General features: G+C 67.8%; 19 protein-coding genes and 2 pseudogenes. 13 read left to right on the top strand and 8 right to left on the bottom strand.

All coding sequences use genetic code 11. The annotated features are described in order from the left end of the window. Positions 1 to 52 precede the first annotated feature (52 nt). Positions 53 to 1,726, top strand: a complete 1,674-nt coding sequence (locus tag NC4_RS36850; protein ID WP_067548613.1) for a hypothetical protein — start codon at positions 53 to 55, stop codon at positions 1,724 to 1,726. Positions 1,727 to 1,733: 7 nt separating this feature from the next. On the opposite strand, the gene yaaA is transcribed toward NC4_RS36850, so the two are convergent. Then, positions 1,734 to 2,477, bottom strand: coding sequence for a peroxide stress protein YaaA (gene yaaA / locus NC4_RS36845; RefSeq protein WP_067548610.1), 744 nt, complete (start codon positions 2,475 to 2,477; stop codon positions 1,734 to 1,736). Positions 2,478 to 2,535: 58 nt separating this feature from the next. On the opposite strand from yaaA, the gene NC4_RS36840 reads away from it, so the two are divergent. Beyond that, the gene (locus NC4_RS36840) at positions 2,536 to 4,293 is read left to right on the top strand and encodes a proline--tRNA ligase (protein ID WP_067548606.1); all 1,758 of its coding nucleotides are present in this window, start codon (positions 2,536 to 2,538) and stop codon (positions 4,291 to 4,293) included. A gap of 94 nt (positions 4,294 to 4,387) precedes the next feature. Further along, positions 4,388 to 4,570, top strand: a complete 183-nt coding sequence (locus NC4_RS36835) for a hypothetical protein (RefSeq protein ID WP_067548604.1) — start codon at positions 4,388 to 4,390, stop codon at positions 4,568 to 4,570. Positions 4,571 to 4,606: 36 nt separating this feature from the next. Here the strand turns inward: NC4_RS36835 and NC4_RS36830 are convergent, their stop codons facing one another. Continuing rightward, a complete protein-coding gene (locus tag NC4_RS36830) occupies positions 4,607 to 5,038 on the bottom strand; it encodes a MarR family winged helix-turn-helix transcriptional regulator (RefSeq protein ID WP_218021394.1) in 432 nt (143 codons plus the stop codon). A 90-nt stretch (positions 5,039 to 5,128) separates the two neighbouring features. On the opposite strand from NC4_RS36830, the gene NC4_RS36825 reads away from it, so the two are divergent. Continuing rightward, a complete protein-coding gene (locus NC4_RS36825) occupies positions 5,129 to 6,733 on the top strand; it encodes an MFS transporter (protein WP_218021393.1) in 1,605 nt (534 codons plus the stop codon). On the opposite strand, the gene NC4_RS36820 is transcribed toward NC4_RS36825, so the two are convergent. Beyond that, entirely contained in the window at positions 6,643 to 7,131 is a 489-nt protein-coding gene (locus tag NC4_RS36820) for a MarR family winged helix-turn-helix transcriptional regulator (RefSeq protein ID WP_067548598.1), read from the bottom strand. The two genes, NC4_RS36825 and NC4_RS36820, sit on opposite strands and share 91 nt — an antisense overlap. Positions 7,132 to 7,218: 87 nt before the next feature. Between NC4_RS36820 and NC4_RS36815 the strand changes: the two genes are divergently transcribed. After that, positions 7,219 to 7,914, top strand: coding sequence for an NAD(P)-dependent oxidoreductase (locus tag NC4_RS36815; protein WP_067548595.1), 696 nt, complete (start codon positions 7,219 to 7,221; stop codon positions 7,912 to 7,914). Positions 7,915 to 7,921: 7 nt separating this feature from the next. Here NC4_RS36815 and NC4_RS36810 read toward each other — a convergent pair whose 3' ends face one another. From NC4_RS36810 to NC4_RS36800, 4 genes and pseudogenes are all read right to left on the bottom strand, one after another. Further along, positions 7,922 to 9,019 carry a hypothetical protein gene (locus NC4_RS36810; protein WP_067548797.1) on the bottom strand — a complete coding sequence of 366 codons (1,098 nt, stop codon included), beginning with the start codon at positions 9,017 to 9,019 and terminating at the stop codon, positions 7,922 to 7,924. Between the two features lie 117 nt (positions 9,020 to 9,136). Next, positions 9,137 to 9,316, bottom strand: a pseudogene (locus NC4_RS45260) (three-helix bundle dimerization domain-containing protein); the annotation flags it as partial. Positions 9,317 to 9,439: 123 nt separating this feature from the next. Further along, entirely contained in the window at positions 9,440 to 9,874 is a 435-nt protein-coding gene (locus NC4_RS36805; protein ID WP_067548592.1) for a ferritin-like domain-containing protein, read from the bottom strand. Further along, entirely contained in the window at positions 9,871 to 10,353 is a 483-nt protein-coding gene (locus NC4_RS36800; RefSeq protein WP_245722188.1) for a hypothetical protein, read from the bottom strand. The genes NC4_RS36805 and NC4_RS36800 overlap by 4 nt, the downstream gene beginning before the upstream one ends. Before the next feature lie 360 nt (positions 10,354 to 10,713). Here NC4_RS36800 and rimP point away from each other — a divergent pair, with 360 nt between their 5' ends. From rimP to NC4_RS36765, 8 genes and pseudogenes are all read left to right on the top strand, one after another. Further along, positions 10,714 to 11,331 carry a ribosome maturation factor RimP gene (gene rimP / locus NC4_RS36795; protein ID WP_067548586.1) on the top strand — a complete coding sequence of 206 codons (618 nt, stop codon included), beginning with the start codon at positions 10,714 to 10,716 and terminating at the stop codon, positions 11,329 to 11,331. Next, complete coding sequence (gene nusA, locus NC4_RS36790) at positions 11,328 to 12,356, top strand: transcription termination factor NusA (protein WP_067548583.1); 1,029 nt, start codon at positions 11,328 to 11,330, stop codon at positions 12,354 to 12,356. The genes rimP and nusA overlap by 4 nt, the downstream gene beginning before the upstream one ends. A 133-nt stretch (positions 12,357 to 12,489) precedes the next feature. Continuing rightward, positions 12,490 to 12,843: a YlxR family protein gene (locus NC4_RS39740; RefSeq protein WP_084530143.1), complete on the top strand. Its 354-nt coding sequence runs from the start codon at positions 12,490 to 12,492 to the stop codon at positions 12,841 to 12,843. A 108-nt stretch (positions 12,844 to 12,951) separates the two neighbouring features. After that, positions 12,952 to 15,894, top strand: a complete 2,943-nt coding sequence (gene infB / locus NC4_RS39735; protein ID WP_084530142.1) for a translation initiation factor IF-2 — start codon at positions 12,952 to 12,954, stop codon at positions 15,892 to 15,894. Between the two features lie 164 nt (positions 15,895 to 16,058). Then, positions 16,059 to 16,349 (top strand): annotated as a pseudogene (locus NC4_RS36780) (DUF503 domain-containing protein). A gap of 26 nt (positions 16,350 to 16,375) precedes the next feature. Beyond that, complete coding sequence (gene rbfA / locus NC4_RS36775) at positions 16,376 to 16,825, top strand: 30S ribosome-binding factor RbfA (RefSeq protein ID WP_067548794.1); 450 nt, start codon at positions 16,376 to 16,378, stop codon at positions 16,823 to 16,825. 33 nt (positions 16,826 to 16,858) lie between these two features. Further along, complete coding sequence (locus NC4_RS36770) at positions 16,859 to 17,854, top strand: DHH family phosphoesterase (RefSeq protein WP_067548575.1); 996 nt, start codon at positions 16,859 to 16,861, stop codon at positions 17,852 to 17,854. 201 nt (positions 17,855 to 18,055) lie between these two features. After that, complete coding sequence (locus NC4_RS36765; RefSeq protein ID WP_067548572.1) at positions 18,056 to 18,922, top strand: DUF5995 family protein; 867 nt, start codon at positions 18,056 to 18,058, stop codon at positions 18,920 to 18,922. Between the two features lie 657 nt (positions 18,923 to 19,579). Here the strand turns inward: NC4_RS36765 and NC4_RS36760 are convergent. Next, on the bottom strand, positions 19,580 to 20,137 hold the full coding sequence (locus NC4_RS36760) for a GNAT family N-acetyltransferase (protein WP_245722186.1): 558 nt from the start codon (positions 20,135 to 20,137) through the stop codon (positions 19,580 to 19,582). Between the last annotated feature and the right edge of the window lie 282 nt (positions 20,138 to 20,419).

Here is a 20,419-nt window from a genome sequence, read left to right as displayed (position 1 = left end):
TGTCGCGGGGATGTGGTTGTATGCCCCTGCACAGCGAGATACGGAGGGGCATATGGGCTACGACTGCACGCTGCATCTGGTGGACGAGGCGGCGATTCGGGAGGAATTCGTGCCGCGGCTGCTCGGGCTGTCGGAGGAGCCGACCGCGCTGGACCGGGTCCATCCCGGAGCCGCCGAGGTGTGGGAGCAGGTGCGGGCGCTGCTGGACGGGGAGGACCCCGCGGCCGCGGCGGCCGCGGTGTGCGTCGCGGCGGTCATGTTCAGCGCGTGCTCATTGCCGTACCGCTACGAACGCGGACAGGCGTTCAGCCTGTCCATCGGGCAACCGGGCCGGGTGTTCCCGGACGAGTTCCCGCTCCGGGCCGCCTACGAACCCGATGACCTGTTCACCGAACTTGTCGCGGCGCATCCGCAACTGCACGGGCGCTTCCCGTACGCCTTCTCCGGCAATTACGCCACCGGCGTTTATATTCCGGCCGATCACGTAGCCGAGGTACTGACCTGGGTCGAGGAGCAGATCGCGCCGCTGCCCAAGGGTGAGCAGCGCGGCTACCGGGGACTGCTGGCCGTGCTGCGCGCCGCCGTCGATCGCAAGCTCGCCTATTGGGAGGCAACGGATCTGGCGGTGCCCGCCGCCGGTGAGTTCCCCGGCGATCCGGAACTTATGTGGGCGCGCTATCTCGGCAATGACGGCACACCGGCGGCAGCGGTGGAGACCGCCGCGTCCTCGCCCATGGCGAGCATTCTCGACGATATCCACGACGGGCACCTCATGTGCCACCACGACAGCAGCACCCCCGGGGTGGAACTGTGGGATCTGGCCGCCTGGCCGCCGCGATGCGCGCTGCGGCGCAACGAGTTCTGGGTCGTGGCCGCGCGGTCGCCGGAGGGCGGATGGCTGGCCTTCGCCACCACCGACACCAAGGCGCGGCCGCGGGAGTTCGGCCCCATCCTGGTCGACGGTTCCGCGGACGCGCCGCGCGCACTGCCCGCCAAGGGACCGGACGGCGCCGATCTCTACGCGCACGAATGCCATTTCCTCGGAACCAGGCCCGTGGTGCTGCACGAGGTGAAGACGCATCTGCTGCGCTTCGGCAAGATGGCGATCGGCGATCCGCTGCCCGGTCCGCTGTGGCTCGGTGAATCCGGTGCGTGGGAACAGATTCCGGGCATCGCGCCCGCCGCCGTCGCGAAGAGCGTGCTCGGCGACGCACAGCGCCCGATGACCGGCACGGCGCGGCTGGCCGACGGCGACACCGTATTGCTCTGGGACGGTGACGGTTACGAACTCGATGCCGAGGGAACGGGCTTTGTGCGCACCTTCGCGCTGGCGGCGAAGAGCTCCCATGTCGACTTCACCTCGGTGCCCGCCGGGGACGACGGCTTCTTCTACCTGTCCGATCGCGACCTGTACGAGGCGCATCGCGGTGCCGAGCCGATCCGGCACGTTCCGGCGTGGACCAATGTGATGGCCGTGCGCCCCGGCCCGCAGGGCGGTCTGCTGCTGAAGTTCGGCGGCACCGACAGCGGTGATGTCGGCGTCCTCTACTTCCCGGCGGACGGCACCCACATTCCGTTGCTCCCGGAACTGTTCGACGACAAGGACAGCTATTCCTCGCTGTACTGGAGTGAACCGGCGGACCGGATCGTGGTCGGCGGCTACGGCTACGTGGCGGTGCGGGTCGCGGATGTGCTGGCGCGACCCAGGCTGCCCGTCCCGGCCTGAGCCCCGCTCAGGTCAGGACGAGAAGTTCGGTCGGCGAGGCGATTTCGATGCGCAGACCGGACTTCTCGGCCACCCGGGCCAGGCCGTTGATATCGGCCGGTTCGGTGCGCGAGAGCACCAGCGCCCGCGCCAGCAGGCCCTTGTGATGTTTGTTGAAGTGGCTCAACACGGTTCGGGAGCCGTCGGGGCGCTCGGTGAGGACGGTGGCGGTGATCGCGCCGGGGATGCGGCCCAGATTCTGGTAGGTGCCCGAGCGTAGGTCGACGGTCAGCGCGCCATCGGTCTCCGCGCGCAGGGCCTCGGGCAGCACCTGCTTCCAGACCGATTGCAGCGTGGGCAGGCCGGGCAGCTTGGAGCCGCCGGAGAGCCGGTAGGCCGGAATGGGATCGCCCGCGCGAATGACGCCGAACAGCGCCGAGCCGATGGCCAGCCGCGCATTCGCCTTGGCGCGCTGCGCTTTGGTGAAGTCCGCGGCATCGAGGGCGTCGTAGAGGACGCCGGTGTAGCGGTCCAGGGCGGGCCGCGTGGGGGAGCTGCGCAGGGCGGCATTGCGCGCGATCTCCGCGTCAGCCCCCTTGCCCAGGCCCAGCGCCGCACGCGAGGCGTCCGGATCGGCTGCCAACGTCGTCAGCTGCGTGACCAGCTTGTCGCGCACCGCCGTGAGCTGCGGCATCGACAGCGAGTCGAGGTTCAGGGGAGCGCCCGATCCGCCATCGGACTTGGTTTCGGAGGGAGGCAGCAGCACCAGCACAGGCGAACACGGTAATGCCTTGTGAGCTTCGCGCTGGCAGCGGCTACGCTGTGTCCCCGTGATCACCCGTCTCTCCCACCTCTTCCTGCGTACCCTGCGCGACGATCCCGCCGACGCCGAGGTGCCCAGCCACAAGCTGCTCGTCCGTGCCGGATACGTGCGCCGCATCGCCCCGGGCGTCTACTCGTGGCTGCCGCTCGGCCTGCGCGTGCTGCGCAAGGTCGAGGACGTGGTCCGGGAGGAAATGAACGCCATCGGCGCTCAGGAGATCTCGCTGCCCGCGCTGCTGCCGCGCGACCCCTACGAGGCGACGAACCGCTGGACCGAATACGGCGACGCGCTGTTCCGCCTCAAGGACCGCAAGGGCCAGGACTACCTGCTCGGCCCCACCCACGAGGAGCTGTTCGCCCTCACGGTGAAGGGTGAGTACAACTCGTACAAGGATCTGCCGGTCACGCTCTACCAGATCCAGACCAAGTACCGCGACGAGGGCCGCCCCCGCGCGGGCATTCTGCGCGGGCGCGAATTCATCATGAAGGACTCCTACTCCTTCGACCTCGACGACGACGGCCTGAAGAAGAGCTACAACGCCCACCGCGAGGCCTACCAGCGCATCTTCGACCGCCTCGGCGTCAAGTACGTCATCGTGGCCGCCACCTCCGGCGCCATGGGCGGATCGGCGTCGGAGGAGTTCCTGGCCGACAGCCCCGTCGGCGAGGACACCTACGTCATCTGCCGCGAATCCGGTTACGCCGCCAATGTCGAGGCCGTCGTCACCGCCGCGCCCCCCGAGATTCCCCTCGAAGGTCTGGCCGAGGCCGTCGTGCACGACACTCCCGACACCCCGACCATCGCGACCCTGGTCGACTGGGCCAATGGCGCGGGCATCGCCGAGCAGCTGGGCCGTCCCGTCACTGCCGCCGACACGCTCAAGAACGTGATGGTCAAGCTGCACTTCCCCGACGGCAAGACCGAGATCATCGGCGTCGGCGTGCCCGGCGACCGCGAGGTCGACGACAAGCGCCTCGGCGCCTCCGTCGAGCCCGCCGAGGTCGAACTGCTCGACGAGGCCGACTTCAAGGCCAACCCCTTCCTGGTCAAGGGCTACATCGGCCCGAAGGCGCTGCAGGCCAACGGCATCCGCTACCTGGTCGACCCCCGCGTGGTCTCCGGCACCGCCTGGATCACCGGCGCCGACGAGCCCGGCAAGCACTACGTCGGCCTGGTCGCCGGTCGGGACTTCACCCCCGACGGCACCATCGAGGCCGCCGAGGTCCGCGACGGCGATCCCTCGCCCGACGGCCGCGGCGTCCTGGAAGCCGCCCGCGGCATCGAGATCGGCCACATCTTCCAGCTCGGCGAGAAGTACACCGACGCCTTCGAGGTCGACGTCCTCGGCGAGAACGGCAAGCCCGTCCGCCTCACCATGGGCTCCTACGGCGTCGGCGTCTCCCGCATGGTCGCCGTCCTCGCCGAGCAGAAGCACGACGACAAGGGCCTGCGCTGGCCCGCCGAGATCGCCCCCTACGACATCCACGTCGTCATCGCCAACAAGGACGACGCCGCCCGCGCCGGGGCCGAACAGGTTGTCGCCGAACTCAACTCGGCCGGTCTCGACGTCCTCTTCGACGACCGCACCGCCTCCCCGGGCGTCAAGTTCAAGGACGCCGAACTCCTCGGCATGCCCTACGTCCTCGTCATCGGCCGCGGCTGGGCCGAAGGCAAGGTCGAACTCCGCGACCGCTTCGCGGGCACCGCCGACGAACTCCCGGCCGACACCGCCGCCGCATCGGTCATCGCCAAGATTCGCGGCTGACCCGCATCAGAACCGCGCCCCACCTCCGAATTGCCCGGGGTTGGGGCGTTTTTCGTGCACTGGGGCAGGAACGAACCCGGCACCAGGCAGCCCGATGAACCGCAATGGCAATGAGGGGAAATGGGGCGTGCTGGGCTGGATCGGGTGGCTTCTCTGCGCGGCCGTCGTGATCGTGGCGGTCGCCGTCCGCTGCAATGCCGAACCGTGCAGCGCCGACAACCCGCCGCCGTGCGTCGAGCAGAACCCCGGCCGGGATCCTCCGATCTACGTGCCCTGAATCGGCGGTGCCCGCGCGGGTCGCCGCCCCGGCCGCTCAGTGGCAGGCGGTGGCGATGCCCGCCATCCAGGCTCGGATGGCCGCGCGCTGGTCGGGCGGGAGATCGGTCTCGAGTTCGGCTTCCCGGCGCGAGACGGCGACGCGGGCCGCGGCGAAGCGTTCGCGGCCGCGGTCGGTGATGTAGATCTGGTGGCTGCGTTTGTCGGAGGGGTTGGGGCGGCGTTCGACCAAGTCGTCCGCTTCCAGGCCGCCGACCATTTCATTGGCGGCCTGCCGGGTGCTGGCCACTTCCCGCGCGATCTCGGCGACCGACATGCCCTCCCGTGCGCCGACCATCATGAGGGTCGCGTACTGCGAGGTCGAGAGCCCGAAGTCCTTGAGCTCCTCGCCGATTGCGGCGCGCATGTTCAGCCAGACGCTGCGGACCATGAAGGTGAGCGATCCGGTTTCGTCCCAGTCCCAGCTCAACGGGGCAGCCCTCCTCAGGGATTGACAGGTACCTGACAATCTAGCATTCTGTGGATTGTCAGGTTCTTACCAATCTTACCGAAGGTGTTCATGACCACGCCTCCGACGCTGCCCGTTGTGCGGCAGCGAATGATCCTCGCCGTTCTCCTCTTGTCCTCCTTGCTGATCTGGCTGGACAACACCATCCTCGGCACCGCCCTCGAAACCCTTGCCGACCCGATTGCGGGGCTCGGCGCCAATCCGGCCGAATTGCAGTGGGCCACAGGCTCGTACACCCTCGTCTTCGCCGCCCTTATGTTCACCGCCGGTGCGCTGGGCGACCGCTTCGGACATCGCACCGTGCTCGTCACGGGCTTGGTGATCTTCGCCGGATCCTCGGTGTGGGCGGCCTACGCCGGTGACATCGGGCAGCTCATCGCCGCCCGCGCGGCCATGGGCGTGGGCAGCGCGCTTATCATGCCCCCGACCATGGCCATCCTCACCTGGACCTTCACCGGACCGGCACGCGCCGCCGCGATCGGCATGTTCTCGACCTCCGCCGGTGTCGGATTGGCGGCGGGCCCCTTGCTCGCCGGTCTGCTGCTCGACCACTTCTGGTGGGGCTCGGTGTTTCTCGTCAATATCCCGGTGGTCGCCGTCTCGCTCATCGGCATTGCCGTACTGGTCCCGAACTTCCGCAGTCCCACCCGCCGCCCCCTGGACCTCTCCGGGCTGGTGCTGTCGATCAGCGGCCTCGCCGCCCTGGCCTACGGCCTGATCCGCGCCGGGCAGGTGGCCTCGTGGACCCCGGTCGACGTCTGGGCGCCCATCGCGGCCGGAGTGCTCCTGCTGACCGCCTTCGTCCTCGTCGAATTGCGCAGCGCCCAGCCCAGTTTCGACCCGCGCCTCCTGGCCGACCGCACCTTCGGCGGCGGCAATGCGGCCCTGGGCCTGCTGTTCCTGGCCATGACCGCCGTCGGTTTCTACGGCGCGTTCTATCTGCAAGGCGCACGCGATTTCTCGCCCCTGGAGGCCGGTCTGGCCAACGCCCCCACCGCACTCGGCGTCATCATCGGCGGCCCGCTCGCCATCCGACTGGTCCGCCGCTTCACGCTGCGCCCGGTCGCCACCACCTCTCTGGTGGTTGCCGCTCTGTCCATGGGGAGCTTCGTGTTCTTCGGCCTCGATACCCCGATCATCTGGAACGAGATCGTCCTCTCGATCCAGGGGCTGTCGATCGGCATGGTCATCGGCTCGGTGACCGCCGCCCTCATGAGCACCCTGCCCCTGGACCGCGCGGGCGCCGGTTCCGCCGTCACCAATACCGTCCGCCAAACGGGCAGCGTCCTCGGCATCGCCATCGGAGGCACCATCATGTCCATCGTCTACAGCCGCGCCATGGCGGGCTCCGTAGCCGACCTCCCCGCCGAATTACGGGACCGCATGCGGGAATCCGCCGAACTGGCCCGTCCCCTCGCCGCCGCCATCAACCGCCCCGACCTGGCCCGCGCCGCCGACGACGCCTTCATCCACGCCCTGCACATCGGCGCCGTCTGGGTCATGGTCTTCACCCTCCTCAGCGCCGCCGTCCTGGCGATCACGATGCGCCCCAGCGGTATTCGGCCTCACTCCGCCAGCTCGGCGGCCGATTCCCTGCCCGCCGCGGCACAACCCCGCAAAAAGTCGGTGATGACCTCGAGCTCGCCCGCCGAATAACGCGCACACAACTCGTCCATGCGCCCGTTCATACCCGAGAGCATGCGGTAGAGCTCCGGGTTGCGGTCCTTCACCGCGCGAACCGTGACAGCGCGGCGGTCGGTGGATTCGGGATCTCGTTCCCGGATCACCCAGCCGCCGCGCTGCAGGCGATCGAGAATGCCGGTCAGCGTGGCCGGATGCAGCCCGGCCAGCCGCGCCAGCGCACTCGGGGTGAGCGGCCCGTGCTGACTGACCAGATCCAGGCAGGTCCAGTCCGCGTCCTTGAGCTCGATTCGGCTACCGAAACGGCGGTTGAGCAGCGACAGCTGGGTGTTCAGCTCGCGCAATGCCGTCTTGGCGTCGGTGGTCAGCCGACGGCGCTGCCGAGCCTCCTCCGAATCTCGTACGGAACTCATATTGTATGAACCTCAAATCATATTGTATGGTTCTCATATGATACGACGCCCAAAGGAGATCGGGGTCGTGGCAGGGAGGAAGACATCATGAACATCGTCGTTTTCGGCGCCAACGGACCCACCGGGCGGCTGCTCACCGAACAAGCACTGGGCGCAGGGCATCGGGTGGCCGCGGTGACGCGGCAGCCGGACGGGTTTCCGCTGCGGCACGACCGGCTGGAAGTGATCGGGGCGGACGTCTTCGACGGCGCGGCCGTGGAGGCCGCGGTGGCCGGGCGCGACGCCGTGATCTCGGTACTGGGCGTGTCGTTCGCCAAGACGCCCATCGACACCTACTCGAAGGGCATCGCCCACATCGTCGCCGGGATGCGGGCGCACGGCGTGCACCGGCTACTGGCGGTGAGTTCCAGTGCGGTGGACCCGCACCCGTACCCGGATGCCGGGTTCGTGTTCAACCGGATCCTGCAGCCTTACGTCACCAAAGTGATGGGCAAGACCCTCTACGCGGACATGCTGCGCATGGAGAACCTGGTCCGCGCAACCGATCTGGAGTGGACCATCGTGCGCCCGAGCGGACTCTACGAACTGCCGGAGATCACCGACTACACCGTGGTCGAGGGACGTGCCGACGGCCGGTACACCTCGCGGCGCGATCTCGCGGCGAGCCTGTTGCGGCTCGCCGGAGACCGCGGCTATGCGGGCAAGACCGTCGGCGTCGTCACCACTGTCGACAACCCGAGCATGTTTCAGCTCATCCGGCAGGAAGCCTTCTCCGGCAGCTGATTCCGGGTCAGTTGTAGGCCTTGGCGACCCCGTCGAGCAGTCGCTCCAGGGTTTCGTAGCTGGGGAGGTCGACGACGTCGATGAGGTCCGGGGTCACCGGGACCTGATGCTGGGCGGCTACTTTCGAGAACAGGCTCGGATCGTTGGGGCGGAAGCCGTGCTCGGCGGCCAGGCGTTGCAGGTCCGGGTCGGTGGACAGCAGACGGCCGATGCGATCGCCATTGTCGTTCAGCGGCACCACGGTGTGCTGGGACAGCACGGTGGGGGAGGGGTACATGAGCACCATGTCGGGCTTCAGGCGGCCCTGGACGGCGGCGTCCACGTACTGGGCCTCGTAGATCCACACTAGCGGGGCCGGGCCCATGCCGGAGGCCAGGTATTCCTGGAACGGGCCGTCGGTGCTGTTCTCGGTGTATCCCTGGCGGGTGAACAGGCGCGAAACCCGGGACAGGGCATGGTCTTCGGCGGCGGTGCCGCGCACGATCGAATTCTCGTTCGCGACATAGGCCGCCACCGCCAGGTACATGGCCGCGGAATTGGAGGTGCGCGGGTCGGTGGTGGAGATGAGCACATGCTTGCGGACCGGGTAGGACGTATTGCCCGGCAGCTCGTCCCACTGGGTGCCCTTCTCCACCAGTTCCAGGTACTTCGCCATATCGAGGATCGGCGTCGGGCCCGGCCGCAGCACGCCCGCCGCGGTGAGCAGCTCGGCAATGGGCTTGAAGGTGGCGACGGCCATCGGGGAGGAGAACGGGGTGTACTTGCCGCTCACATTGCGCTGCCGCTGGATTCGCTCGGCGGCGGACGCGCTGGACGGGAAGGCGAAGTCGTAGCTCGCCAGATCCACCGTGGTGGCGATCTGCCGGGAACCGGCCGGGTCCACCTCGATCCGCAAGCCCTGCTTCGCGAGCGCGTCGACCACGCGCGGATCGGTGAAGAACCCGATCTTCTCCGACCCCACCACCCCGCGGATCGTGGTGAGGGTCGCCGGGGCGCCCGCCACCGGGGCCGGATCTGGCCCACGCCCGGTGAGCGCCACGGCGGCGACGATCACCAGCACCACGGCGGCGGCGAGCCCGCCGAGAATCCGCCTATCGCCCTTCAAGGTGTCCAGCAGGTTACCGGCGAAGGAATTCTCTTTGTCCCTGATGGGAATTGTCGGAACAATTTCCGTATTCGCCTGCGAGATATCTGCTTCCACTGCGGGCGTCAGTTCTCGCCGTGCAATCCGCTCCACCAGAATGGGAACGAATTCTCGAATGGTATGCCCGTCGAACCGCTGTCGAACCGCCCCCACCACGGCCGTGACCTGGTCCGCACCATGCTCTTCGCCATAGTCGCCGACCAGGCGATCTGTCAGCTTCCGCAGAGCTTTTTCTTCCCGGGCAGTATCGACCGCCACGCTGTCTCCCTCGACCTCACACCGGAATTTGATTGCACGGCAGAGAAATACGCCTGCCGACGCGCGACAACCCTACCGGCAATTCGCGCCGATTTCCGATCGAAGGAAATTCAGATCAATCGTTCACGGTTGAGCCGGGAAGGCGACCGTCGGCGGATTGGCGCCGAGCACGGACTGCCAGGTGGCCAGTCGCACAGCCGATTCGGTGAGCGCCTCGAGTGCGGTGCGCCGCACATCGGGCGTATCGGCGGTCTCCACCGCCGCCCGCCAGGCCGTCGCGCAATCGGTTTCGACCGTGACCGCCAGCTTGGCCGCCGGAATCGGATCGTCCACCACGAACGGCGCCGTATACGCCGCATCCGGCGCCGGAACACCCGCACCGAGCGACTTCAGCGCATCGGCGGTCGCATCGCGGCGCACCCGGTGCGCGGCGGTGTACTCCGAAACGAGCTTGGCCCGATCGGAATTCGCATAGGCCGCGATGACGCCGTAGGCGTAGACAGCCGCGTACTCGGCGCTCAACGCATCCATGAGCGCCTGCTGATCCGGAGTGGTCATGCGAGCAGCACCCCCGCGTGCGTGGCGCAGGCGGCGCTGATCGAGGCGAGCAGCCCGGCGCGGTAATCGGACAGCTGGACGGCGAGCTCGGCGGCCGAGCGCTGCGCCGCGCTCAACTGCGTACGCACCGTGCTCACCGACGGCGGCGGCACCGGCACCACCGGCGTGGGCGGGGGCGTGCGATAGCTGGGCTTGGTCCCGTCCCCGTAAGTGCCGATGGCGCGATCGATTTCGGCCCGCAGCGCGGTCGCGTGCTCGGTGCGCTGCGCCGCGATGGTCTCCAGCGCGCCCGCCTTCTCCGGCGCCACGGCAATGGCCGCGGTCGCGGCGGCGGCATCGACCAGGGCCGACTCCTCCTGCGCCAGCAGCGGATCCGGCGCGGCCGGAGCGGGATCGTCCGTACAGGCGCTCAGCACACCCACCGCGGCGACCGCCAGCGCGCCACCACCGGCCAGCCGCAGCACGGCGCGACGGCCCACGGGGGGAACGAGAGACTCGGGCGGGGCGCTCTGCCGGTGTGGCATCGATACGCCGCTCTGACTGCTTGGCACGGGTACATGGTGCCAGCCGTCGCAACACGTTTGCCGCGCCAGGGCCGTCGGATAGGCTGTGATCTCGATCGATTTACCGCCGCTACGGGCGCGTCGTAGCTGGACACGCCGTCATCGCCCCAGCAAACCGCCCGGATGGGCACAGCGCCGACCATGCCGAACTCGAGACCGTTGGCTGGTCCTTTACACTCTTTCAGCGCGTTACGCTAGATCTTCGGCAGGGTATTTCGCCGTACCCGTCCGAAATGACAACTCAACCCGTCACAACTGAACCAGGAGCCGCCCCACATGCCGATGCCGACCGAGGAAAGGGTGAGCCAGCTAGTTGCTGCGCTCGTTGAACGCCGGGGATTCGACCTCGAAGGCGTCGATATTTCGGCTGCCGGGACGGCACACACCAAAGTGAAGGTGACGGTCGACAGCGACGGCTCCGCCGATCTGGACGCCGTCGCCACCTTGAGTTCGGAACTATCGGAAGCTCTCGGCGAGGCCGGCGACTTCGGTGAGACCCCGTATCTGCTGGAGGTCACCACCCCCGGCATCGATCGCCCCCTCACCGAGCTACGCCACTGGCGGCGGGCCCAGGGCCGCAAGGTCAAGGTCACGCTGCGCCACGGCGCCGAATCTCCGGAGGGCAAGTCGCGGTTCGAGGCCCGCGTCGGCGCCGCCACCGACACCGAGGTGGCGCTGGTCCTCGGCGGCAAGCGGAAACCACACCGGGTGACGGTGCCGCTGGCCGATATCGAGTTCGCCGTCGTCCAGGTGGAGTTCGCTCCCCCCGGCGCGGCCGAACTGGAACTGGCAGGGGGAGTAGCACCGGGCCGTCCCCAGCCCGGCGCGCAGGAGGAATCCGCAGAACAAGAAGCAGCAGCGTCCGATTCACTGACCGGAGGGATCGTGGAATGAACATCGAAATCGAAGCCCTGCGTGCGATAGTCGCCGACAAGGGGATCTCGATGGAGACGGTGATCTCCGCGATCGAGTCGGCCTTGCTCACCGCCTACCGGCACACCGAGGGCCATCAGCCCAACGCCCGCATCGACATCAACCAGAAGACCGGTGTCGTGCGCGTCATGGCCCGCGAACTCGACGCCGACGGCAATGTCATCTCCGAATGGGACGACACCCCCGAGGGCTTCGGCCGCATTGCCGCCACCACCGCCCGCCAGGTCGTGCTGCAGCGGCTGCGCGACGCCGAGAACGAGAAGTCCTTCGGCGAGTTCTCCACCCACGAGGGCGATATCGTCGGCGGCGTCGTGCAGCGCGATGCCCGCATGAACGCCCGCGGCACCGTGGTGGTGCGCATCGGCAGCGAGGCGCACGGCGCGGAGGGCGTCATCCCGCCCGCCGAGCAGGTGCCCGGTGAGACCTACGAGCACGGCGACCGCATCAAGTGCTACGTCGTCGGCGTCTCGCGCGGTCCGCGCGGCCCGCAGATCACCCTCTCGCGCACCCACCCCAATCTGGTGCGCCGCCTGTTCGCCCTGGAGGTCCCCGAGATCGCCGACGGCTCGGTCGAGATCGTGGCCGTCGCCCGCGAGGCCGGGCACCGCTCCAAGATCGCGGTCCGCTCCACCGTCCCCGGTGTGAACGCCAAGGGCGCGTGCATCGGCCCGATGGGTCAGCGCGTCCGCAATGTCATGAGCGAACTGGCGGGCGAGAAGATCGACATCATCGACTACGCCGACGATCCGGCCACCTTCGTCGGGAATGCTCTGTCGCCGTCGAAAGTTGTTTCCGTCACGATCGTGGATCCGGACGCGTGTGCCGCGCGGGTCGTGGTCCCGGACTTCCAGCTCTCCCTGGCCATCGGCAAGGAGGGGCAGAATGCCCGCCTGGCGGCCCGGCTCACCGGCTGGCGGATCGACATTCGCAGTGATGCGGCCCCCGATGTCGCAGGTGGGGTGCGTACGGAGGCGGGCCGGGGCTAGAAACTCGGGAGCGCGGTACGAGCCGTCCCGGTAGCGTCGACCCGGCTCGGGTCGACCAAGATCGCAAGGTGAAACAAACCCCTCGGATGACAGCTTGGTAACTTCCAAAGGGTACGGATGCGGAGATCGGGACATGACAGCGGTAGAGTGGACGCAGGCTCAGCACGAGTCTCCGGCCCCTTTGCGCGCCGCACGGGAACGATCGAGATCAGAACCCGTACGGACCTGCATTGGATGTCGGAAACGAGAGTTGGCCGCCGAGTTGTTGCGAATCGTGGTGCAAGACGCTGGGGACCCCCAGACGATTGCGATCGTTCCCGATCCGCGGCGCAGACAGCCCGGAAGGGGTGCCTGGTTGCACCCCTCTTCGTCTTGTCTGAGTTTCGCAACCCGGCGCCGAGCATTCGGCAGAGCACTACGAGTGTCCGGATATCTGGATATCTCAGCCCTGGAGCATTACGTAGAGAACAGGCACGAGCACTCATGAGCACACCGTGAAGTCCCAGCGATGATCGGCCATCGGAAATAATCTGAGGTCGTGCGGGCGCCCCTTCCCACAAGGGTTGCCACGCTCGACCTCTCAGTGAGGAGAGCAGTGGCAGGCAAGGCCCGCGTGCACGAGTTGGCGAAAGAACTCGGTGTCACGAGCAAAGAACTACTCGCGCGGCTCAAGGAGCAGGGCGAGTTCGTGAAGTCGGCGTCGTCGACGGTGGAGGCCCCCGTCGCGCGTCGCTTGCGGGAATCGTTCGCGGCGAAGAACGCCCCGGCGAACGGCACCGCGAAGTCCGCAGCCAAGCCCGGCGATGCGCCGCGCCCGGCTGCCAAGCCGTCCCCGGCCAGCGCGGGACCGCGTCCCGGCGCACCCCGTCCGTCGGCTCCGGCCGCTCCGGCGCCCAAGCCCGCGGCGGCCGAGGCCGCCCCGGCGCCCGCACCGGCTCCGGCCGCGAAGCCCGCTCCGGCGGTTCGCCCCGGTCCGGCCCCCAAGCCCGCGGCGCGTGAAAACGTCGCTCCCGCAGCAGCTTCCGCTGCTCCGGCGACCCCGGCTACCCCGGCTGCGCCTGCGCAGCCGACCCAGCGCCCGACCCCGGGCGCCCCGCGTCCGGCACAGCCGGGCCAGCAGCAGCGTCCCGCCGCCCAACAGGGTGGCGCACCGGCTCCGGGCCCGCGCCCGGCCGGCCCGAAGCCGGGGCCGAAGACCCCGCGCGTCGGTAACAACCCCTTCTCTTCCGCGCCCGAGCGTCCGGCCGGTCCGCGCCCGACCCCGGGTGGTCCGCGTCCGGGTCCGGGTCAGGCCGGTCCCCGTCCGGGTCAGGGGCAGGGTGGCCCGCGTCCCGGCCAGGGTGGTCCGCGTCCGGGTGGCGCCCAGGGTGGCGGCCCCCGTCCGGGCGGCCCGCGGCCGAGCCCGGGCTCGATGCCTCCGCGCCCGAATCCGGGTGCGATGCCGCAGCGTGCGGCCCGTCCGGGTGGTCCCGGCGCCGGTGGCGCGGGTCGTCCGGCGCGTCCGGGTGGTCCGGGCGCCGGTCGTCCGGCCGGTGCCGGTGGCGGCGCCGCGGGTGGTTTCCGGGGTCGTCCCGGCGGTGGCGGCGGTGGCCGTCCCGGTTCGGGTGGCGGTCGCGGCGGTGCCGCGGGTGCCTTCGGACGTCCGGGTGGCGCGCCCCGCAAGGGTCGTAAGTCGAAGCGGGCGAAGCGCGCCGAGTACGAGTCGATGCAGGCTCCCGCCGTCGGTGGCGTGCGGCTGCCGCGCGGCAACGGCGAGATCATCCGTCTCGCCCGCGGCGCGTCGCTGTCCGATTTCGCCGAGAAGATCGGCGCCAACCCGGCCTCGCTGGTACAGGCGTTGTTCAACCTCGGTGAGATGGTCACCGCGACCCAGTCGGTGAACGAGGAGACCCTCGAGCTGCTGGGTTCGGAGATGAACTACGTCGTGCACGTGGTCTCCCCGGAGGACGAGGACCGCGAGCTGCTCGCCAACTTCGACCTCACCTACGGCGAGGACGACGGCGACGAGGAAGACCTGCAGTCCCGCCCGCCGGTGGTGACCGTCATGGGTCACGTCGACCACGGTAAGACCCGACTGCTGGACACCATCCGTAAGGCCAATGTCCGCGAGGGCGAGGCCGGTGGCATCACCCAGCACATCGGCGCCTACCAGGTGCTGGCCGAGGTCAATGGCGACGACCGACTGATCACCTTCATCGATACCCCCGGTCACGAGGCGTTCACCGCCATGCGTGCCCGTGGTGCGAAGGCCACCGATATCGCGATCCTCGTGGTCGCGGCCGACGACGGCGTCATGCCGCAGACGGTGGAGGCCATCAACCACGCGCAGGCCGCGGACGTGCCGATCGTGGTGGCGGTCAACAAGATCGACAAGGAAGGCGCGAATCCGCAGAAGATTCGCCAGCAGCTGACCGAATACGGTCTGGTCGCCGAGGAATACGGCGGCGAGACCATGTTCGTCGACATCTCGGCCAAGCAGGGCACCAATATCGAATCGCTGCTGGAAGCGGTCGTGCTGACCGCCGACGCGGCGCTCGACCTGCGGGCGAACCCGGATATGGACGCGCAGGGTGTGGCCATCGAAGCCCACCTCGACCGCGGCCGCGGTCCGGTCGCCACGGTGCTCATCCAGCGCGGCACGCTGCGCGTCGGCGACTCGGTCGTGGCGGGCGACGCCTACGGTCGCGTGCGCCGCATGGTCGACGAGCACGGCGACGATGTCGAGGCGGCGCTGCCGTCGCGGCCCGTCCAGGTCATCGGCTTCACCTCGGTGCCGGGCGCGGGTGACAACCTGCTCGTGGTCGAGGAGGACCGCATCGCGCGGCAGATCGCCGATCGCCGCAATGCTCGCAAGCGCAACGCCCTGGCCGCGCGCAGCCGCAAGCGGATCTCCCTGGAAGATCTGGATGCCGCTCTGAAGGAGACCTCGGAGCTGAACCTGATCCTCAAGGGCGACAACTCCGGTACCGTCGAGGCCCTCGAAGAGGCGCTGCTCGGTATCGATGTGGGCGACGAGGTGCGACTGCGCGTCATCGACCGCGGTGTCGGTGGCGTCACCGAGACCAATGTCAACCTGGCCTCGGCCTCGAACGCGATCATTATCGGGTTCAATGTCCGGGCCGATGGCAAGGCGGCCTCCGCGGCCAACCGCGAGGGCGTCGACATTCGGTACTACTCGGTCATCTACCAGGCCATCGACGAGATCGAGAAGGCCCTCAAGGGTCTGCTCAAGCCGGTCTACGAAGAGGTCGAGCTGGGTCGGGCGGAGATCCGCCAGATCTTCCGCTCCTCCAAGTTCGGCAATATCGCGGGCTGCATGGTGCTCTCGGGTTCGGTCAAGCGCAATGCCAAGGCGCGCCTGCTGCGTGACAATGTCGTGGTCGCCGAGACCGTGACGATCTCCTCGCTGCGGCGCGAGAAGGACGACGCGACCGAGGTCCGCGAGGGCTTCGAATGCGGTATGACGCTCACCTACAACGATATTCGTGAGGGCGACGTCATCGAGGCCTACGAGCTGCGCGAGAAGCCGCGCGACTAGGAGTACAGTGCGATCGCTGGGTCCGGAGCAATCCGGGCCCGGCGATGCCGTACCGGTCCACGGGTTTCCGTGGGCCACTTACCAATCCGGCGCGCTTCCGCGTACGCCTTTTGGGCGCGTTGGTTTTACGAGAATAAGTGCGTGCGCGACACATGGGAGACAAGTTGTTCTTCGGAGCGCTCGAATTCGACATCCTGCTCGGCGATGTGCATTCGCTCAAGCAGAAGCGCTCCGTCATCCGCCCGATCATCGCGGACCTCCAGAAAATGGGCGTCTGCGCCGTCGAAGGCGGGGAACACGACCTTTACCGGTGAACGTTGCTGGGTGTGGCGATGGCCAGTGCGGGCATGAGCCATCTCACCCAGGTGCTGGACAAGTGCGAACGGCACGTGGCGGATCGCCCGGAGTTACAGTTGCTGGCGGTACGCCGCCGCGTCTTCGGACCCGAAGACTGAATCTATCCAGTGAGGAGGGCATGGCCATGGTGGATCAGGCCAGGGCACGCCGACTCGCCAAGCGGATCTCCACGATCGTGGCTACGGCCATCGAGTACGAGATCAAGGATCCGCGGCTGCGTTTCGTCACCGTCACCGATACCAAGGTGACCGGTGATCTGCGAGAGGCCACCATTTACTACACGGTGATGGGGGAGACCCTCGACGCCGAACCGGACTACGCCGAAGCGGCCGCCGGGCTGGAGAAGGCCAAGGGCATTCTCCGCTCCAAGGTCGGGGCGGGGACCGGCGTCAAGTTCACCCCGATCCTGTCCTTCGCCCTCGACACCGTCCCGGATGCCGCGAAGCAGATGGAGGAGTTGCTGGCTCGCGCCCGCGCCGCCGATGCCCGCGTCGCCCAGGTCGCGGTGGGCGCCACCTATGCCGGTGACGCCGACCCGTACAAGGCCGACGACGAAGACGACGACGAAGACTGACCTGCGGTCGCGAACCGGGGAGGAGACGCGCCGGTGACGGAACAGGTCGATCTGGCCGCGGCGGTGTCGGTGCTCGACACCGCCCGGTCGGTCACGGTGCTCTGCCATGTGCAGCCCGATGCCGACACCATCGGCAGCGGGCTGGCCTTGGCGCAGGTGCTGCATCGGCGCGGGGTGCCGGTGCGGGTGTCGTTCGCCGAGCCCGCGGAGTTGCCCGCGTCCATGCGGTCGCTGCCCGGGACGGAGTTGCTGGTGCGGCCCGCGGACGTTCCGGACGAGGTCGATGTGCTGGTGGCGGTGGACTGCGGTAGCGCCGGGCGGCTGGGGTCGCTGCGAGACCGACTGGTCGGTGCGCGGGTCAGTTTGGTGCTGGATCACCATCGGTCCAATACGCGGTTCGGGACGGTGAATATCGTCGATGAATCGGCGGAGTCGACTGCTGGGTTGATCGCGCGCATTCTCGATGCCTGGGGGGAGCCCATCGATCGGGATGTGGCGCATTGTCTGTATGCCGGGCTGGTCACCGATACCGGGTCGTTCAAATGGGCGCGGCCCGGGTCGCATGCGCTCGCGGAGCGGCTGCTCGCGACCGGGATCGACGGGGCGGGGATTACTCGGACGCTCATGGATACGCATCCGTTCGGGTGGTTGACCATGCTGTCGCGGGTGCTGGCTTCGGCGCAACTGGATCGGGAGGCGGCGGGGGGTGCGGGGCTGGTGTATGCCTTCGTGCGGCGGGAGGACCTGGACGGCGTGCGTTCCGAGGAGGTCGAGAGCATTATCGATTTGGTTCGGACTACCTCCGAGGCGGAGGTGGCGGCGGTGTTCAAGGAATCTCGGATGCAGCCTGAGCAGTGGACGGTTTCGTTGCGGTCGCACGATTCCGTTGATGGGTCGCCGGGGGTGGATGTGGCTCGGGTGGCTACGGCGCTCGGTGGGGGTGGGCATCGTTATGCGGCGGGGTATTCCACGGTGGGGACGCCGGAAGAGCTGGTGACGGCGCTGCGGATGGAGTTGGGCGGGCGCTGAGGCGGGTGGCGTGTGATATCCGGCACGGGTGTTCGGTGGGGGCTGGGTGTGACGAATGCGGATTCTTCGGCACTGCTTGGCTATTCGATAGCAGTTTGCTTTGATGCCTGATCAAAGCGGAGTTTGCCGTATTTGATCGAGTTGGTGAACAGTTGGCACACTTCTAGCAATCCTTTTTGTAGATCTGCTTGGAGTTGTGCTGTGCGTAAAACGTCCCGTCTCGCGGTCATCCTTATGGCCACGGTGGGCGTCCTTGGATCGGCGGCCGGAACCGCCGCCGCCGTCGATGCCCCCGGTACCGGATCGCATTCGCCCGCGGTCGAGGCGGTGCGCGACGGGGAACTGGCCGAGCTCATTCGGCTCTCGGACCCGGTTACTCTGAGCGACCTGCATGACGGCGAGCAGCGCATGAACCGGATCGCTGAGATATTCACCGGTCACAAGGATCGGCGGGGGATTTTCGCGGTGTTCTACCGCAACATCCTGCGGGATGCGAACCCACTGCTGGACCAGGGGGGATTCGATGATCCGGTGTGGGCGCGCAAGGTCAGTTTTGCGTTTTTCCATGAGTATTTGACCAACCTGCACGGGCATCTCACCGGCGGGCAGGTCACGCCGGGCTGGCAGCGGTATTACGCCATGGCCGCCGATTCGAACCGCTCGGCGGGGCGGGTGGCGGGCGCGGGACTGGACGCGCATCTGTTGATCGACTTTCCGAAGGCCATTGCTGAGACTGGAACGTGGATCGAGAACACCCGCGACTTCTTTACTATTGGTGATGCGCTGATCGGGACGACCCACAGCATTACGGACGAACTGCGAGACGAGTATGGCGCGCAGTTGGCGGACTTCTTCAACCTGTACTTCGTGGGCAAGGCGGGGGATGTCGTGCTTGGTGATGGGAATACGAGTTACGTGCTGTTTCAGGGCGTGCGTGGGACTGCGCTGTCGCAGGGGATCGCTATGAAGAACGAGGTCACGTGCGGACCGGCGGAGCTGTCGATGCAGGGGCTTTATTACACGGCCGAGACGGTTTTCGACGGACTGGAAGCTGCGGGCTGGGTCTGAGAAAACGCTCGACACCACCGGGGTGGTTGAAACCGCGGATCTACGAACAGCTTCCGGAGTGAATCCGCTCAGACCCGCTCGTGCTGTGTTTAATTTGCCCTCCGCTTCGCTCCGGGCGGGGTTTGGGCCCCTGAGTCTCGATTTTTCCCTCCCTCCGCGCACGCCGGAGCTCCTCCGCTTCGCTCCCCCGCTCCGACGTGCGCTCCGCTCAGTCCAAAATCGAGACGGCCCAAACCCACACAGGTTTGCACCAATACTCTTCCCTGCAGCTACTTTGTCGTGCGCGGCGGATAGAACTCTGCCAACAGGATTGCTGTCGACCGCTGTGTGTAGCGGACGGGCTTGCGTCACCTGTGGTTCGGGGTTCGCCTTCGGCGGACATGACGAGATGGTGGGAATGACCCCGGCCTGCTGGTGGACCAACCCTGTTATGGGATGTGGGCCAAGGCGCCGACGGGGATGCGACAACTGATGTGCTGCAGGGCCATCGGACAGATTTGCCGAAGTGCGGATTGAAGCCGAACTGCGGACTGGGATGCATCAACTGGGTTGCCGCTCGTTGATCGAGGGGTGCGCCTGCGGCGGTCGGGGTGAGGTCGCGGGAACGATTCCTGTCGTTGGCTGGATCTCGGTTGGCTTTCCGGGATCGGCAGCGCGTTATGCCTCGGGGTGGGGCTCGGCGACGCGTTTCTCGAACATCAGCAGCGCCACCTCTTCGCCCGAGGGCGCGGTTCCGGTGGTGACGTCTCCGACCTGGTGGAATCCGGCCTTGCGGAGGATGTTGACCGATGCGGCGTTCGCGGGGGACGTGCGCGCGTCCAGGTGGGTGAGTCCGGCCGCATGCGCGAGGGTTTCGGCGGCGCGCAGCGCTCGCGTCGCCGCCCCTCTGCCGCGTCCCTGCGGACTCAACCAGAATCCCACTTCCGCCCGATCGTCGCGCACATCGAAAAGGACCACGCTGCCGAGGAAGTCGTCGGATCCGGCATCCGCGATTGCGAGGACGGCGAGCGAGTTGTCGGTCAAACCCTGATCGATCACGCCGTCGATCTGGTCGCGCACGATCTCGGGCGTGTAGTCGGCCAAGGGCAGATGACCGAACCGCCGAACCGAACCGTCCGCGGTCCCCTTCGCGAAGGGCTCCGCGTCCGCATAGGTGAGCCGCCGCACCACCACGTCCGCAATCCGAACCGGCAGATGGTCCGCCAAGCTGCCCAATTTCGGTCCTCCATCCGTAGCTGCCCGTCTGAAACATCCACGCTACCAACGCACCCGCCGTGCCCTCCCCGTGGTGATATCTCCTACCTGGTGGAACCCGGCGTTGCGAAGTACGCCGCCCGATGCGGTGTTCTCCGGACATGCGCGTACGTCGAGATGGGTGAGTCCGGCCGCGTTCGCCAGGGCCTGCGCGGTGCGCAGCGCGTGCACTGCCGTTCGCGAAGCGCCCGTGTTCGAGACCAACCGTCGTCGCCCGCGTGCGCTGGTTGTTGCTGGACTTCT

This window comes from Nocardia crassostreae, assembly GCF_001613405.1.
Classification (GTDB): Bacteria; Actinomycetota; Actinomycetes; order Mycobacteriales; family Mycobacteriaceae; genus Nocardia; species Nocardia crassostreae.
This window is presented reverse-complemented; position numbering and strand designations above follow the sequence as displayed.

Bases quoted from the DNA above. Each gene is read 5' to 3' on its own strand.
- nusA (WP_067548583.1), top strand. From the start codon at position 11,328: ATGAACATCGAAATCGAAGCCCTGCGTGCGATAGTCGCCGACAAGGGG.
- NC4_RS36825 (WP_218021393.1), top strand. From the start codon at position 5,129: ATGACCACGCCTCCGACGCTGCCCGTTGTGCGGCAGCGAATGATCCTC.
- NC4_RS36835 (WP_067548604.1), top strand. From the start codon at position 4,388: ATGAACCGCAATGGCAATGAGGGGAAATGGGGCGTGCTGGGCTGGATC.
- NC4_RS36815 (WP_067548595.1), top strand. From the start codon at position 7,219: ATGAACATCGTCGTTTTCGGCGCCAACGGACCCACCGGGCGGCTGCTC.
- rimP (WP_067548586.1), top strand. From the start codon at position 10,714: ATGCCGATGCCGACCGAGGAAAGGGTGAGCCAGCTAGTTGCTGCGCTC.
- NC4_RS39740 (WP_084530143.1), top strand. From the start codon at position 12,490: ATGACAGCGGTAGAGTGGACGCAGGCTCAGCACGAGTCTCCGGCCCCT.
- rbfA (WP_067548794.1), top strand. From the start codon at position 16,376: ATGGTGGATCAGGCCAGGGCACGCCGACTCGCCAAGCGGATCTCCACG.
- NC4_RS36820 (WP_067548598.1), bottom strand. From the start codon at position 7,131: ATGAGTTCCGTACGAGATTCGGAGGAGGCTCGGCAGCGCCGTCGGCTG.
- NC4_RS36850 (WP_067548613.1), top strand. From the start codon at position 53: ATGGGCTACGACTGCACGCTGCATCTGGTGGACGAGGCGGCGATTCGG.
- NC4_RS36805 (WP_067548592.1), bottom strand. From the start codon at position 9,874: ATGACCACTCCGGATCAGCAGGCGCTCATGGATGCGTTGAGCGCCGAG.